This is a genomic window from Delftia tsuruhatensis NBRC 16741 (genome assembly GCF_001571325.1).
Classification (GTDB): domain Bacteria; phylum Pseudomonadota; class Gammaproteobacteria; order Burkholderiales; family Burkholderiaceae_C; genus Comamonas; species Comamonas tsuruhatensis.
In genome coordinates, this window is record NZ_BCTO01000043.1 from 84,551 (window position 1) to 99,152 (window position 14,602).

General features: G+C 68.1%; 12 protein-coding genes and 1 CRISPR repeat array. Of the genes, 2 read left to right on the forward strand and 10 right to left on the reverse strand.

What is annotated here, in order from left to right:
- Nucleotide 1: 1 nt before the first annotated feature.
- Nucleotides 2–1,375 (forward strand): efflux transporter outer membrane subunit, encoded by a 1,374-nt coding sequence (locus tag DTS01S_RS20605; RefSeq protein WP_061288623.1) that lies wholly within the window; start codon nucleotides 2–4, stop codon nucleotides 1,373–1,375.
- Nucleotides 1,376–1,414: 39 nt separating this feature from the next.
- Here the strand turns inward: DTS01S_RS20605 and DTS01S_RS20610 are convergent, their stop codons facing one another.
- The 10 genes from DTS01S_RS20610 to DTS01S_RS20655 all read right to left on the reverse strand — a co-directional run bounded on the left by DTS01S_RS20610 (nucleotide 1,415) and on the right by DTS01S_RS20655 (nucleotide 11,423).
- Nucleotides 1,415–2,470 (reverse strand): porin, encoded by a 1,056-nt coding sequence (locus DTS01S_RS20610; RefSeq protein WP_026062463.1) that lies wholly within the window; start codon nucleotides 2,468–2,470, stop codon nucleotides 1,415–1,417.
- A gap of 323 nt (nucleotides 2,471–2,793) precedes the next feature.
- Entirely contained in the window at nucleotides 2,794–3,141 is a 348-nt protein-coding gene (locus DTS01S_RS20615; protein ID WP_061288625.1) for an L-rhamnose mutarotase, read from the reverse strand.
- 16 nt (nucleotides 3,142–3,157) lie between these two features.
- Complete coding sequence (locus DTS01S_RS20620) at nucleotides 3,158–3,934, reverse strand: SDR family oxidoreductase (protein WP_026062464.1); 777 nt, start codon at nucleotides 3,932–3,934, stop codon at nucleotides 3,158–3,160.
- Nucleotides 3,935–3,950: 16 nt separating this feature from the next.
- Nucleotides 3,951–4,862, reverse strand: a complete 912-nt coding sequence (locus tag DTS01S_RS20625) for an L-fucono-1,5-lactonase (protein ID WP_046241208.1) — start codon at nucleotides 4,860–4,862, stop codon at nucleotides 3,951–3,953.
- 3 nt (nucleotides 4,863–4,865) lie between these two features.
- On the reverse strand, nucleotides 4,866–6,143 hold the full coding sequence (locus tag DTS01S_RS20630; protein ID WP_026062465.1) for an L-fuconate dehydratase: 1,278 nt from the start codon (nucleotides 6,141–6,143) through the stop codon (nucleotides 4,866–4,868).
- A 7-nt stretch (nucleotides 6,144–6,150) separates the two neighbouring features.
- Nucleotides 6,151–7,041, reverse strand: coding sequence for a fumarylacetoacetate hydrolase family protein (locus DTS01S_RS20635; protein ID WP_026062466.1), 891 nt, complete (start codon nucleotides 7,039–7,041; stop codon nucleotides 6,151–6,153).
- 18 nt (nucleotides 7,042–7,059) lie between these two features.
- Nucleotides 7,060–7,809, reverse strand: coding sequence for an SDR family oxidoreductase (locus DTS01S_RS20640; protein WP_026062467.1), 750 nt, complete (start codon nucleotides 7,807–7,809; stop codon nucleotides 7,060–7,062).
- 53 nt (nucleotides 7,810–7,862) lie between these two features.
- Nucleotides 7,863–8,879, reverse strand: a complete 1,017-nt coding sequence (locus DTS01S_RS20645; protein WP_017405721.1) for an ABC transporter permease — start codon at nucleotides 8,877–8,879, stop codon at nucleotides 7,863–7,865.
- On the reverse strand, nucleotides 8,869–10,398 hold the full coding sequence (locus DTS01S_RS20650) for a sugar ABC transporter ATP-binding protein (RefSeq protein WP_061288631.1): 1,530 nt from the start codon (nucleotides 10,396–10,398) through the stop codon (nucleotides 8,869–8,871). The genes DTS01S_RS20645 and DTS01S_RS20650 overlap by 11 nt, the downstream gene beginning before the upstream one ends.
- 17 nt (nucleotides 10,399–10,415) lie before the next feature.
- The gene (locus DTS01S_RS20655) at nucleotides 10,416–11,423 is read right to left on the reverse strand and encodes a sugar ABC transporter substrate-binding protein (protein ID WP_217649278.1); all 1,008 of its coding nucleotides are present in this window, start codon (nucleotides 11,421–11,423) and stop codon (nucleotides 10,416–10,418) included.
- A gap of 286 nt (nucleotides 11,424–11,709) precedes the next feature.
- On the opposite strand from DTS01S_RS20655, the gene DTS01S_RS20660 reads away from it, so the two are divergent.
- A complete protein-coding gene (locus DTS01S_RS20660; RefSeq protein ID WP_061288629.1) occupies nucleotides 11,710–12,510 on the forward strand; it encodes an IclR family transcriptional regulator in 801 nt (266 codons plus the stop codon).
- A 49-nt stretch (nucleotides 12,511–12,559) separates the two neighbouring features.
- Nucleotides 12,560–14,588: direct repeats of the CRISPR family, unit length 32 nt; unit sequence GTTTCAATCCACGCGCCCGCACGGGGCGCGAC.
- Nucleotides 14,589–14,602: the final 14 nt, after the last annotated feature.

A 14,602-nucleotide genomic window follows, 5' to 3' on the forward strand; every position in this document is an offset into this window, starting at 1 on the left:
CATGCATATGCTGAAGACCGGCGTGCTGGCATGCGCAGTGGCCCTGGCCGGCTGCGGCGCCATCACGCGCACAACCTACGAGGCGCCGCAGGTGGCGCTGCCCGCACAGTTCGAGCATGCGCAGCCCTCGGCGGCCGCGCCTTCGCCCGAGGCATGGTGGCGCGCCTTCGGCGATCCGCGCCTGGATGCATGGATCGACATGGCCCTTGCGCGCAACCCCGACCTGGCAACGGCAGGCATCCGCGTGCGCCGCGCCGCGCTGCAGGCGCAGCTGGCGGGCCGCGCCCTGCTGCCGCAACCCGGCGGCACGCTCAGCACCGGGGCCAGCCGGCCGCTGTCCGGCAACCCGCGCAGCACGCTGGAGACGTCCAGCGCCACGTTGAGCGTGGGCTGGGAGCTGGACCTGTTCGACCGCCTGGGTGCCCAGCGCGATGCGGCCGTCTTCGAGGCCCAGGCCAGCGAGCAGGACAGGCAGGCCGTGGCCCTGTCCCTGGCGGCCACCACCGCCAGCCTGTACTGGCAACTGGCCCTAGCCAACGAGCGCCTGGAATTTGCGCGGCAAAGCCTGGAGTACACACGCCGCACCGGCGAGCTGGTGGAGGCGCAGTACCGCAGCGGCGCCGTATCCAGCCTGGAACGGCGCGAGGCCCGGCAGGCGCTGGCCGAGCAGCAGGCGCTGCTCAGCCAGTACACGCAGGCCCGCGCCGAACTGCGGCAGGCGCTCAACGAGCTGCTCCTGGGCGCCGAGGCACCCGGTGGCGAGCCGCAGGCCCTGCCCACGGGCGCGCTGCCTGCCATTGCCGCAGGACTGCCCGCCGAACTGCTGGGCCGCCGCCCCGACCTGCGCGCCGCCGAACTGCGGCTGCGCGCCTCCCTGGCCAGCAGCGATGCGGCCGCCGCGCGCTACTACCCCACGCTGTCGCTGACCGGCAACCTGGGGGGCTCCAGCAACTCGCTGCTCGACCTGCTGGCCAACCCCGTGGCGGCCCTGGGCGCCAGCATGACCCTGCCCTTTCTGAACGTGGGCGAGATGCGGCTGAACACCGCCATTGCGCGCAACCAGCATGAAGAGGCCGTGGTCAACTTCCGCAAGTCGCTGTACGCCGCGCTGGCGGAAACGGAAAAAGCCCTGTCCGCCCGCACCGAGCTGGCCAGCCAGGAGCAGGCACAGCAGCGCGTCATGCAGGAATCGGCAGAAATCACCCGCCTGTACGAGGCACGCTACCGCGCAGGCCAGGTACCCCTGCGCACCTGGCTGGATGCGCAGGAGCGCAGCCGCAACGCACAGCTGGCCCTGTCGGCCCTGCACCTGGCGCAACTGCAAAACCAGGTGACGATCAACAAAGTGCTGGGCGGCGGATGGCAAGCCCCTTGAGCAAGGGCCGGCAACCTCCGCCAAAGTGCCCCGCCCCTGTCAGAACGAATGCGCCATGCCCAGGTACAGGCCGGTCTGGCTGCCGCCCGGCGCCGGGTTGTTGTTGGTGGTCTCCACCGAGAAGTTCGCATTGCCGCCATTGCGCACATTGCCCACGCTGGCGTACAGCAGCGTGCGCCTGGACAGCGCGTAGTCGGCACCCGCCATGAACAGGTTGGCGCTGCCGCCGCCGTTGTTGACCGTGGTGCGGTAGCCCGCCCCGATCAGCGTCAGCGGGCCTGACACCTTGTAGCGCGCGCCCATCCAGTACTGCCGCGCCTTGTTGGGCACGCCAGCCGCGCTGTCGGGCGCAGACAGCTGCTCATAGCCCGCGAACAGCTTGAGCGCGGACAGCGTCACCGTGCCGCCCAGCGTCAGGTTGCGGGATGTGGTGTACAGATCGCTGAAGCGACCATTGGCATCGCGGGCCACATCGTAGATGGCGCGCAACTCGAACGTGGGCGCGGTATAGGACACCGACAGCGCATCCTTGCGCAGCCGCGATGCGCCCTGCGGCTGCTCGCCCAGGCCGGTCAGCGCCAGCACGCGCAGGCCGCCCCAGCTGGGCGTTTCGTACGAGACCATGTTGTCATGCCCGCCCCAGTTGCGCCCCCGCACCAGCGTGGCCGAGCCGATGAACTGCTGGCCCGTGGGGTCCAGCGCCCAGTGCGCATCCGAGATCGACAGGTCCTTGCCCAGCTTCAGCGTGCCCCAGCCGCTGCGCAGGCCCACGAAGGTGCGGCGGTTGAAGAAACCTGCGCCGTTGAACCTGGCATCGTCGATGCTGAAGCCCGACTCCAGCGTGAACAGCGCATGCAGCCCTCCGCCCAGGTCCTCCTCCCCCTTGAAACCCAGCATGCTCGTGCCCCACTGGTTGCCCACGGCCCGCCACAGATTGCCAGAGCCCCCCGTGGCCGGGTCGTACACATTGTTCTGGTAGTCCACCCCCGCGACCACACGCCCATAGAGCGTGACCGAACTCTGGGCCTGGGCCGCCAGGGCCGTGCCCAGCACCAGCGCGGCCAGGCCAGCGCTGCGGATCATGCGTTTATTCATCTCCCTCTCCTCCTTGACATTGCCGATTGGCGAAAATCCCCATGGCCGCAGCACGGCTGCCATGGGGAGCAGCTTGAAACCGGTCGCCAGCCCCTTTTCTTGTGCTTCTTGTTCTTGTGCTTCTTGCTATTGCGGGTGCATGCAGCCCCGTGGTTGCGATGCCCTGCAGGCTGCTTTCATGAATTCTCCGCAGGGATGGCGCCAGGCCTGAGCGATTCATGCGCAGACCTATGCATTTGCGGCGCGGGCGCCCCGGTGTTTTCCCCTGGAAGGGGGTTGAGCGACGTTCGGGGATGGGGCATGGCCGACGGATGCTCAGTCGCTCACTCCTGCGCAGAATCCTCCAGCCGAAAAATGCAGGCCATGGGCGTCCACTCGTCTCCAGGTGGTGTCCACGGCGTGGGGGCCTGAAAGGCCCACATCAGGTCTTCCCATTCGCACAACTTCGGATCGGTGGCGGAGGCAAGGGCCATGGCCCGGGCGTCATGCACTGCGTCATCGGTGTCCATGACCATCACCATGCGCGTGCCAAGGCGGTGGATTTCCATGCCGACCACGCCATGGCCGCGCAGATGCGCTTCCACCTCGGGCCAGATCCTGCGATGCAGGGCTTCATAGCGGGCGATCAGCGCCGGGTCATCCCTGAGGTCGAGTGCAAGGCATTGGCGCATGGTGTCTCCATGGTGGTCAGGTCAGCGCGCGGTCCAGGTGGGTGTAGCCGCCATCGACGAACAGCCATTGCCCCGTGGTGTGCGATGCCCGCTCGGACAGAAGAAAGACGACCGTGTCCGCAATCTCCTCGGCCGCCGTCATGCGCCGGCCCAGCGGAATCCGGGCGCTGATCTGTTCCAGCTGGCGCCCGGGGTCGTCGAAGCGGCCCAGCCAGTGCAGGTACATCGGCGTCATCACCTCGGCGGGCACCACGGCATTGACGCGCACGCCATCGGCTGCCAGCGCGGCAGCCCATTCGCGCGTCAGCGAGAGCTGGGCCCCCTTGGCCGCGCAGTAGCCGCTGGCCTGGCCCTGCCCGGTCAGCGCGGTCTTGGACGAGATGTTGACGATGGAGCCACGGCTGGCCTTGAGGTGTGGCAGGCAATGGTGGGCCATGACGTAGTAGTGCACCAGGTTGGCCTGCAGCGAGCGCACGAAGGCGTCGCGCCCTGCCTCCAGGCCCACGCCGTCATTGATGCCCGCGTTGTTCACCAGGCCGTCGATGTGGCCGCAGTCCGCCGCAGCGCGGGCCACCATCTCTCCGCATGCCTGTTCATCGACCAGGTCGAAGCGGAAGTGGCGGGCCCGGGGCTGCAGCTCCATGAGCTGCGCCTCGAACCGCGCGCACATGGTGTCCTTGCCGCAGATCAGCGGAATCGCACCTTCACCGGCCAGCCGCAGCGAGATGGCCGCCCCGATGCCGCTGGCACCGCCCGTGACGATGAAGGTCTTGTCTTTCAGGTTCAGGTCCATGCTGCCTCCCATGTGGTCAGGTCATGCCTTGCGGATGCAGGCCGTAGCAGCGCGCGGCGGTGCCGCCCCACAGCGCCTCACGCTCGGAGGCCGACAGCCGCGACGACGCCCAACCATCCACCAGCTCAAAGACCGTGGCGTATGGCGCGGCCAGCAGGCAGACCGGCCAGTCGGAGCCAAACATCAGCCGCTGCGGACCGAACACCTGCAAGGCCATATCTAGACAGCGCAGCAGGCAAGCCCTGCCTGCCCCGTCCAGCCCGGCGCGCCAGTCGGCCTCGGTCACTAGGCCCGAGAGCTTGCAGGCCACATGCGGCAGCGCGGCAAAACGCCCCAGCCGCGCCTGCCAGTGGCCGAATGCGGCCTGTTCCCGGGCCAGCACGGCCAGCGGGGGCTTGCCCAGATGGTCCAGCACCAGCCAGTGCGCGTCGTGCCGTGCGCAGAAGGCGGCAGCCGCCTCCATCTGGTGATGGAAGACGAGCAGGTCATACGCCCAGCCCTGGCGCTGCAACAAGGCCATGCCGCGCCCGAATGCGGCGCAGCCCAGAAAGGCTGCGGCATCGGGCTCGTCCTGCACCTGATGGCGCCAGCCGCACAGCCTCGGCTCGGCACGCCAGTCCTGCAGGCGCTCGCCCAGGCCCTCGCAGGTCAGGTCTTCCCACCCCACCACGCCGCGTATCCAGTCATTGCGCCGCGCCAGCTCCAGCAGGAACCGCGTCTCATCGACCGTGGCGCGCGCCTGCACGGCGATGGCGCCCGTGAAGCCGCAGGCAGACAGCTGGGGCAGGAGATGGCCGGGCGTGCGGTCCACCGCCAGGGCCCGCATGTCCGCGCCTATCCATGGATAGTCCCCGGCGCTGTAGCGCCAGAAATGCAGGTGTGCATCGATGCGCGGATGCAAAAGTGAATGGGAATGGGACAGGGCCATGGCTCAGGCCTGGAAGCGATACCTGGCCAGAGATTCCGGCTTCATCGTGATGGAAAAGCCGGGCGCACCGGGAGGCATGTAGGCCGCATTGCGCACCACGCAGGGATCCACGAAGTGCTCGTGCAGATGGTCCACGTACTCGATCACGCGCCCGTCACGCGTGCCGGACACGCAGACGAAATCGATCATGGACAGATGCTGCACATACTCGCAAAGGCCCACGCCCCCGGCATGCGGACACACGGGCAGACCGTACTTTGCGGCCAGCAGGAGTACCAGCAGCACCTCGTTGACCCCTCCCAGCCGGCAGGCGTCGATCTGCACCACGTCGATGGCGCCACGCAGGATGAACTGCTTGAAGAGAATGCGGTTCTGGCACATCTCTCCAGAGGCGACCTGGACCGGAGCAACGGCTTCGCGCACCGCGCGGTGGCCCTCCACATCGTCAGGGCTGGTCGGCTCCTCGATGAACCAGGGCCTGGCAAAGGCCAACTCCCGCACCCAGCCGATGGCCTGCCCCACCTCCCAGGCCTGGTTGGCGTCGATCATCAGCTGGCGGTCCGGCCCCAGCACCTCGCGCGCGATGGACACGCGCCGGATATCGTCCTGCAGGCTGCGCCCCACCTTGAGCTTGACGTGGTTGAAGCCACCGGCCACCGCCTCGCGGCACAGGCGGCGCAGCTTGTCGTCGTCATAGCCCAGCCAGCCGGCCGAGGTCGTGTAGCAGGGATAGCCCTCGCGCTCCAGCACGCCGATGCGCTCGGCCTTGCGCGGCGACTGGCGATGCAGCAGCTCCAGCGCCTGGGCTTCGGTCAGGGCATCCGTCATGTAGCGGAAGTCCAGCGCGCGGACGAACTCCTCGGGCGTGAAATCGGCCACAAGACGCCACAGCGGCTTGCCCTCGGCCTTGGCCCACAGGTCCCACACGGCATTGACCACGGCGCCGGTGGCCAGGTGCATCGCCCCCTTGTCCGGGCCGATCCAGCGCAACTGGCTGTCGGAGGTGATGTGGCGCCAGAAGCGTCCCATGTCCTGGCGGACCCAGTCGAGCTCCATGCCCTCCACCAGGTGGCGCATGGCCGCGATGGCGGCGCAGCAGACCTCGTTGCCGCGACCGATGGTGAAGGTCAGCCCGTGCCCCTCAAGGCCGGGCGTATCCGTCTCCAGGATCACATAGGCGGCGGAGTAGTCCGGGTCCGGGTTCATGGCGTCAGACCCATCCAGGTGACTGGAGGTCGGAAAGCGCACATCGAGCACGCGCAGGGACAGGATTCGCGTCATGGTCTTCTCAGGCCTTGCCGGTTGTCGAGGGATTCGGTTGCACGCGGGCCGCCACCATGGTCTGGCGCTGCTCGCCCAGGCCGGCGATGCCCAGCCGCATGGCCTGCCCGGCACGCAGGTACATGGGCGGCTTCTGGCCCATGCCCACGCCCGGCGGCGTGCCGGTGGAGATCACATCGCCCGGTTGCAGGCTCATGAAGCGGCTCAGGTAGCTGACGAGAAAGGCCACGCCGAACACCATGGTGGCCGTGCTGCCGTCCTGCATGCGCCGGCCGTCCACATCCAGCCACATGCGCAGCGCCTGCGGATCGGGCACCTCGTCGGCCGTGACCAGCCAGGGCCCCAGCGGGCCGAAGCCGTCGCAGCCCTTGCCCTTGTCCCAGGTGCCGCCGCGCTCGAGCTGGTACTCGCGCTCGGAGATGTCGTTGACCACGCAATAGCCCGCCACGTGCCGCATGGCCCGGGCCTCGTCGATATGGCGCCCGCCCTGGCCTATGACCACGCCAAGCTCCACCTCCCAATCCGTCTTCACGGAGCCGGGCGGAATCTCGATGGCATCGTCCGGGCCGCAGATGGCACTGGTCCACTTGCCAAACACCACGGGCTCGGGCGGCACCTGCATGCCGGCCTCGGCCGCATGGTCCGAGTAGTTGAGGCCTATGCACACGAACTTGCCCACCCGCCCCACGCAGGGGCCCAGGCGCAGCGTGTGCTGCGGCACGCCTTCCACCAGGGGCAGCTGCAAGGGGTCCAGGGCGGCCAGTTGCGCCAGGCTGTCCGGCAGCAGCACAGGGCCGGCAATGTCGTCCACCACGCCCGAGAGGTCGCGCACACGCCCTTGCGCATCGAGCAGGCCCGGTCTTTCATGGCCCCTGGGGCCGTATCGCAGCAATTTCATGGTGCGCTCCTGTGCAGTTCAGTTGGACCAGCCGCCGTCGATCACGCTCAGCGTGCCGGTGACGAAGCGGGATTCATCGCTGGCGAGATAGGTGGCCAGCGCGGCGATTTCCTCGGGCCGACCCACCCGCCCCATGGGCTGGCGCGCCACGAAGGCCGCGCGCACCTGCTGCAGCGGCACGCCCTGCTGCCGGGCCTGGCCGGCGATGCGCGCCTGCAGCGACGGGGACTCCACCGTGCCAGGGCAGATGGCGTTGCAGCGTATTCCCTGCGTGACGAAGTCGGCCGCCACGGCCTTGGTCAGCCCGACCACGGCAGCCTTGGTGGCGCCATAGGCATGGCGAAGGGGCACGCCCTTCACGCTGGAGGCCGCGGACGACATGTTGATGATCGACCCGCCGCCCTGGGCCAGCATGGCAGGCAGCAGGGCGCGGATGATGCGGTGCATGGAGGTGACGTTGAGCTGCCACGCAAAGGCCCAGTCCTCGTCACTGCAGTCCAGGATGCTGCCGTGGTGCACGAAGCCCGCGCAGTTGAGCACTGCATCGAAAGCCCTCTCCTGCCCGGCCAGTGCCAGGATGTCTTGCGCATCGGTCACATCCAGCCGCCGCGTACGCAGGCCGTCCCGTCCCTCCAGTTCTGCCAGCGCATGCATGTCGATGTCGGTGGCCAGCACGCTGGCCCCCTCGCGGGCAAACATCAGCGCGCAGGCACGCCCTATGCCCTGCCCGGCTGCGGTGACGAGAATGTGTTTTCCGGCGAGTCTCATGGAGCCATTCCTTCCCTTGAAAAGCTTCTGCATGGGCGATTCGCGGGCCGCGCCTATTGCTGCTGCTCACCTGCGAGCCGGGCCAGCATCAGGGCGCCGAGGATGATGGCGCCGTAGATGGCCTGTATCCAGAACGATGGCACCTGGGCCAGCGTCAGCAGGTTCTGCACCACGCCCAGCAGCAGCACGCCGCACAGCGCCCCCGACATGGAGCCCTTGCCGCCATCGAGCGAAATCCCGCCGATGACGGCCGCCGCGAACACCGTGAAAATCATCGAGCTGCCCTGGTTGGCATTGATCGCGCCCACATAGCCTGTGACCACCAGCCCGCCCACTGCGGCCAGCACACCGGCCAGCACGAAGACGCCCCAGGTAATACGGTCCACATTGATGCCCGCCGCGCGCGCCGCATGGGGGTTGCCGCCAATCGCATACAGCGCGCGGCCCAGCCGGTGGTGGCGTAGCACCACGGCGGCCGTGCCGAACGCCAGCGCCGCCAGCCAGACCGACAGCGGCAGCCCCAGCAGCGTGGCCGTGGCCAGGGCGAAGAAAGGCTGCGGCATGTCGAATAGGGTGCCGCCCCTGGTCGCGCCCACCAGCACGCCGCGCAGCACGATCAGCATCGCCAGCGTGACGATGAAGGCATTGAGCCGCAGCCTGACGACCAACAGGCCATTGAGAAAACCCGTGCATGCGCCCACGGCCGCGATGGCCAGCAGCCCCGCCGCCACCGGCCATTCCGTGCCAAAGCCTCCCGAGGCTGCAGGAATCACCAGCATGGCGCCCACCGCCGGCGCAATGCCCACCGTGGACTCCACCGACAGATCGAACTTGCCCGTGATGATGATCAGCGACTCCGCCAGCACCACCAGCGCCAGGGCTGCGGAGGCCCCCAGGATGCTGACCAGGTTGGCCGGTGTCAGAAAGCTGGGGCTGGTCAAGGCTCCCAGCACGAACAGCAGGGCCAGCGCAGGCACCAGCGCATAGTCGCGCAGCCGGTGCAGGGCGAGCCGCCCGGCGGCCGGCACGGGCACAGCCGTGTTCGGCGAGACAAAGGCTTCAGTGCGCATGCAGGCTCACTCCTTCCATGGAGGCAATCAGTTCACCGTCGTCCCAGCCTCTGGCGAGTTCGGCCACCACATGGCCATGCGACATCACCAGCACGCGGTCGCAGATGCGCAGGTCGTCCAGCTCGCTGCTCGCCAGCAGCACGGCCCGGCCCTGCCGTCGCTCCTCCTCCACCACGGCCAGCAATGCCTGCCGGGACTTCACATCCACACCCGCAGTGGGATCGATGAGCACCAGCACATCGGGCTCGCTGGCCAGGGCGCGCGCCATCACCACCTTCTGCTGGTTGCCGCCCGACAGGCCGGACACGGCCTGCTGCGGCCCGCTGGCCGCCACATCCAGTGCGCGCATGGCCGCCAGCGCCGCGGCTTGCCTGCGCGATGGCGCGATGAACCCGAACCGGCCCAGCCTGTCCATGATGGTCATGGTTGCGTTCTCGGCAATGGACTGCCCCGGCACCAGGCCCTGGCGGTGCCTGTCCTGCGGCACGCAACCCACGCCGTGCGCCAGCGCGGCGCCCACATCGCCGGGCGGCAGCACGCGGCCCGACACCAGGATCCGGCCTGCCGTGGTGCGCCGCAGGCCCGCCACCGCCTCACCCACGGCCGTGCGCCCGCTGCTGGTGGAGCCTGTCAGCCCCACGGTCTCGCCACGCCGCACCTGCAGGCTGACAGCCCCGAAACCCTTGCCGCACACCTGCTGCAGCGCCAGCACCACGGGGGCAACGCCCGCGCCCCCGCCTGCCGGGGGTGCGTGGGCGGCGCAAGGCGAGCCGGCCAGGCTGTCCCGCTCGCCGGTCATGGCCTCGACCAGCGCCTGCCGGGGCAACTGCGCCACCGGCGCCGTCACCACATGGCGCGCATCGCGCAGCACGGTGACCGTCTGGCAAATCTCATAGATCTCCTGCAAGTGGTGCGAGATGAAGAGAAACGTGACGCCGCCTTGCTGCAGGTCGTGCACGCGCCTGAGCAGCCGCCGCGTCTCGTCGTGGTCCAGCTGCGCCGTGGGTTCGTCCAGGATGATGAAGCGCGCGCCCAGCGACAGCGCCCGCGCGATCTCCACCAGTTGGCGGGCTTCCACCGTCAGATCCCGGGCCAGCGCATCCTCGTGCACATCGATCTGCCAGGCATCCAGCAAGGCCCTTGCCTCGCGCCGCAGCACGCGCCAGGAAATCCAGCCATGGCGCAGCGGCTGCCGGTTGATGAACAGGTTCTCGGCGACAGACAGCTCGCCGATGATGGTCGAATGCTGGTAGACACAGGCCACATGCTGACGCCAGGCCATGCGGTCGGCCACCGCAGGCGCGGGCTGGCCGTTGAAGAGGATGCTTCCCGTGCCGGGCTGGTGCAGGCCGGTCAGCAGGGCGACCAAGGTGGACTTGCCTGCGCCGTTGCGGCCAGCCAGTGCATGCGACTCGCCCGGCATGACCGCCAGGCTCACATCGTGCAAGGCCGTCGTGGAGCCGAAACGCAAGCCGAGCCCACGCGCCTCCATCACCGGCGTGCCCGGTCTGTCAGCCATGAATCCGGGGGGCATCGTCATGGCTGGTTGGCCCACAGCGACTTGTCGTCCACGTTCTCGCGGGTCACCACGGGTGCGGACAACTGGTCCTCCAGAATGCCGGGCGCCACCTCCACGATGCGGCTGCCATGCGGGGTGGGCCCGGGCTTGAACGACTGCCCTGCCAGCGCTGCCTTGATGTAGTACAGGCCGTACTTTGCGTAAAGATCGGCGGGCTGCGAGATGGTGGCGTCGATCTCGCCCCTGCGGATGGCATCCAGCTCCTGGGCGATGCCGTCGTTGCTGATCACCACGATGTGCCTCGGATCGCCGGCCGGATGCAGCAGCCCCCTGCGCCGCAGCGTCTGCAGCGTGGGCGCCAGATAGACGCCGCCTGCGTGCATGTAGATGCCCTTCAGGTCCGGATGCGCGGACAGCAGGCCGTCGAGCGCGGCAGCGGCGGCATCGGACTTCCAGGCCGCGGGAATCTCCAGCAACTGCAGCGCCGGGAAATCCTTCATGCAACTGCGGAAAGCCTCGGCCCGATCACGGCCGTTGACCGATGCCAGGTCGCCCATGATCTGCACCACCTTGCCCGCCTTCACCTGCGCGCCCAGGTACTGGCAGGACCGCGTGCCATAGGCGCGGTTGTCGGCACGCACCACCATCGCCACCTTGCCCCGGGTAGGCGCCACGTCCACCGCCACCACAGGAATCTTCCCCTGCTCGGCCAAGGCGAGCGCGCGACCAATGGCCGCCGAATCCAATGGCGCCACCACCAACCCCTTGGCGCCGAGGTTGATCAGATTGGCCACGTCGGTGATCTGCTGGGCCGGGTCCTGGTTGGAGTTCACCGGCGCCAGGATGTCGACCCCAAGGGCCTTGGCCATTTGCGGGAGGTAGCCGTTGTAGGCCTGCCAGAACGGCGAGGTCAGCAGTGGCAGGTTGACCCCGATCCTGCCCTGCGCCGGGCCAGGTTCCGCCGCCAGCGCCGGCCCCGCGCCGGCCAGCGCCGCCACTGAAGCCAGCGCGGCTACAGCGGACATGAGCCGGCAAAGCATTGCGGAACATCCGGCCGGAACCTGGAAAACGCCGTGCAGTGCAGCCATGGAAAGTGCCTCCTCATGTGTGCCGGGACTCCGGCGGTGCCGCTGGAACGCCTTTTTGCCGATGGCGCGTGGCACATCGCTGGGGCAATTTATTCATCCATGAATTAATTATTTATAAATAAATCTCACTTCGGCAGCTATGGTTTACCCAGCCCACGCACCGCTTGCGCAGGTCGGCAGCAAAAACAGGACTTGTCCTATCCCGAACGTAAGATCTGCACGCATGAGCAAAGCACTGGACAACGCAGAAGACAGCGAGCGCTACCGCGCGCCGGCACTGGACAAGGGGTTGGACATCCTGGAGCTGCTGGCCGAGCACCCCGATGGCCTGACGCGGGCCGAGATCGTCAAGGAACTGGGCCGGGGCCCCAGTGAGATCTACCGCATGCTCGAGCGGCTGGTGGCCCGGCAATATGTGATGCGCTCGGCCGGCGGCGACCGCCATGCGCTCAGCCTCAAGATGTTCGCGCTGGCGCACCGCCACCCGCCCGTCAACCGCCTCGTGACCCAGGCGCTGCCCGTCATGGATGCCTATGCGCGGCAGGCCGAGCAGTCCTGCCACCTGGGCCTCTACGACCGTGGCAATGTCCTGATCGTGGCCCAGGTCCCCGGCCCCGGGAACTGGGGCCTGTCAATCAGGCTGGGCGCACGCGTCGGGCTGCTGGACACCGGGTCAGGCCATGTACTGCTGGCCTGCCAGACACCCGAACGCCGCGCGCAGATGCTGGCCGAGCACACGCCTTTGGAAGGCGAGGTGCCACTGCCCGAGACGCAGTTGCACGACATGCTGGAACAGATACGCAGCACGGGCTACAGGCAGAGCGAAAGCCTGCAGTCCTATGGCGTGGTGGACATCTCCTGCCCCATCCTCGGGCCTGATGGCAATGCCATGGCTGTGCTCACATCTCCCTATATCCGGCGGATCGATGGGCATGCAGGTCCCTCGCTGGATGAGGCACGCGGGTACCTGCTGCAGGCAGTGGCTGGACTCTCTCTCAATGGCGGTCTGCGCGGCGAGGAGTGAGTCAGGCGATTCGTTTCAAATGCGTGGGGCGCTTGCTGTGGCGGCAGGGGTTTCAATCCACGCGGTCGCAAGGGGCGCGACGGTGCACCGTGATCGTAATGGCGCACCTTGGCCTTGTTTCAATCCACGCGCCCGCACGGGGCGCGACGCAGCTTTCGCGTTGATCTCGGGCATCCGGGCGAAGTTTCAATCCACGCGCCCGCACGGGGCGCGACCGGCCTCTGCTGCAAGGCAGCCACCTGAGCGGTGTTTCAATCCACGCGCCCGCACGGGGCGCGACAGGGCGAGAAGTTCTACGACTACAACGAGTGGATGTTTCAATCCACGCGCCCGCACGGGGCGCGACACCGCAGACCCCGCACCGTCTTCACCGTATCAGGAGTTTCAATCCACGCGCCCGCAAGGGGCGCGACCCGGGTGCGATACGAGCGCGACGATGCGCTGGAGTTTCAATCCACGCGCCCGCACAGGGCGCGACCTCCTGGTATGGTGCAGGGCGCCACGGCGGGCGTGTTTCAATCCACGCGCCCGCACGGGGCGCGACTCGCGAGCCTGACCCACGTTACTAGTCATGGACTGGTTTCAATCCACGCGCCCGCACGGGGCGCGACCACATGACGGCCGATTAGCGCGCGCACATTAGCATGTTTCAATCCACGCGCCCGCACGGGGCGCGACACAAGTAACCCACGCGAGCACAACAAGACCGGGAACGTTTCAATCCACGCGCCCGCACGGGGCGCGACCTGTTCACCCCTGGCGGCGGCGCTGGCTCGTTCCAGTTTCAATCCACGCGCCCGCACGGGGCGCGACTGGAAGGCGCTGACCATTGGCGGAGGTGGTCGATGTTTCAATCCACGCGCCCGCACGGGGCGCGACAGCGACAAGCGTGATGGGGTGGCCGATATGCCTGTTTCAATCCACGCGCCCGCACGGGGCGCGACGAGGCCCTTTTGGGTCTCCTTGCTGGAGAACTCGTTTCAATCCACGCGCCCGCACGGGGCGCGACGCTGTACACGGCGTTCAAGGACGCGCTGATCGCCCAGTTTCAATCCACGCGCCCGCACGGGGCGCGACGACCGGCCGGGGCAAGCCCCCGAACTGGATCAACGGGTTTCAATCCACGCGCCCGCACGGGGCGCGACCGCCAGCAGTGCCGCGCCGGGGTTGTCGGCGAAGTTTCAATCCACGCGCCCGCACGGGGCGCGACGCGCAGAAGTCAGCGGACACGGCGGCCGAGGCGGCGTTTCAATCCACGCGCCCGCACGGGGCGCGACAGCGAGCAGAGCCCGCAGGAGCGCGGGCAGTACGTTTCAATCCACGCGCCCGCACGGGGCGCGACAAAAGCGCAGCGGCGTCAAAGACAGCCGCACATGGGTTTCAATCCACGCGCCCGCACGGGGCGCGACCAATGGGCGGGATGGCCATCTGCAGGCACATCATGTTTCAATCCACGCGCCCGCACGGGGCGCGACGTCCGCTGACGCTTCGCCCGCCTTGACGCTTGTTGGTTTCAATCCACGCGCCCGCACGGGGCGCGACCTCGGATCGTCCCTGGACTGCTCCTGCATACGACGTTTCAATCCACGCGCCCGCACGGGGCGCGACTGGCCGAGGCAGGTCCTTCTACTTCGGCAGCAAGGTTTCAATCCACGCGCCCGCACGGGGCGCGACTGCACACAGGTCTCGGCAGTTGGTTCTGGTGGGACGGTTTCAATCCACGCGCCCGCACGGGGCGCGACAGACGGCTCGCCTGCTGGCTCTGCAGGTAGCGCATGTTTCAATCCACGCGCCCGCACGGGGCGCGACCCGTGTCGAGGCCTATGCGCCTGTGGCCTACCTCATGTTTCAATCCACGCGCCCGCACGGGGCGCGACTGTTGCCGGTTGTAATTAATTGGTGGGAGCAAACGGTTTCAATCCACGCGCCCGCACGGGGCGCGACTGTTGTTCAGGTGACGCCCGCACCCCCGAATGATGTTTCAATCCACGCGCCCGCACGGGGCGCGACCTCCCAGCTAGACCCACCGCCGCCAGCTCCTGCAATGTTTCAATCCACGCGCCCGCACGGGGCGCTGGGCTGCTGCCGGTTT

Bases quoted from the DNA above. Each gene is read 5' to 3' on its own strand.
- DTS01S_RS20660 (WP_061288629.1), top strand. From the start codon at position 11,710: ATGAGCAAAGCACTGGACAACGCAGAAGACAGCGAGCGCTACCGCGCG.
- DTS01S_RS20630 (WP_026062465.1), bottom strand. From the start codon at position 6,143: ATGACGCGAATCCTGTCCCTGCGCGTGCTCGATGTGCGCTTTCCGACC.
- DTS01S_RS20615 (WP_061288625.1), bottom strand. From the start codon at position 3,141: ATGCGCCAATGCCTTGCACTCGACCTCAGGGATGACCCGGCGCTGATC.
- DTS01S_RS20650 (WP_061288631.1), bottom strand. From the start codon at position 10,398: ATGGCTGACAGACCGGGCACGCCGGTGATGGAGGCGCGTGGGCTCGGC.
- DTS01S_RS20605 (WP_061288623.1), top strand. From the start codon at position 2: ATGCATATGCTGAAGACCGGCGTGCTGGCATGCGCAGTGGCCCTGGCC.
- DTS01S_RS20645 (WP_017405721.1), bottom strand. From the start codon at position 8,879: ATGCGCACTGAAGCCTTTGTCTCGCCGAACACGGCTGTGCCCGTGCCG.
- DTS01S_RS20640 (WP_026062467.1), bottom strand. From the start codon at position 7,809: ATGAGACTCGCCGGAAAACACATTCTCGTCACCGCAGCCGGGCAGGGC.
- DTS01S_RS20625 (WP_046241208.1), bottom strand. From the start codon at position 4,862: ATGGCCCTGTCCCATTCCCATTCACTTTTGCATCCGCGCATCGATGCA.
- DTS01S_RS20655 (WP_217649278.1), bottom strand. From the start codon at position 11,423: ATGTCCGCTGTAGCCGCGCTGGCTTCAGTGGCGGCGCTGGCCGGCGCG.
- DTS01S_RS20620 (WP_026062464.1), bottom strand. From the start codon at position 3,934: ATGGACCTGAACCTGAAAGACAAGACCTTCATCGTCACGGGCGGTGCC.
- DTS01S_RS20610 (WP_026062463.1), bottom strand. From the start codon at position 2,470: ATGAATAAACGCATGATCCGCAGCGCTGGCCTGGCCGCGCTGGTGCTG.
- DTS01S_RS20635 (WP_026062466.1), bottom strand. From the start codon at position 7,041: ATGAAATTGCTGCGATACGGCCCCAGGGGCCATGAAAGACCGGGCCTG.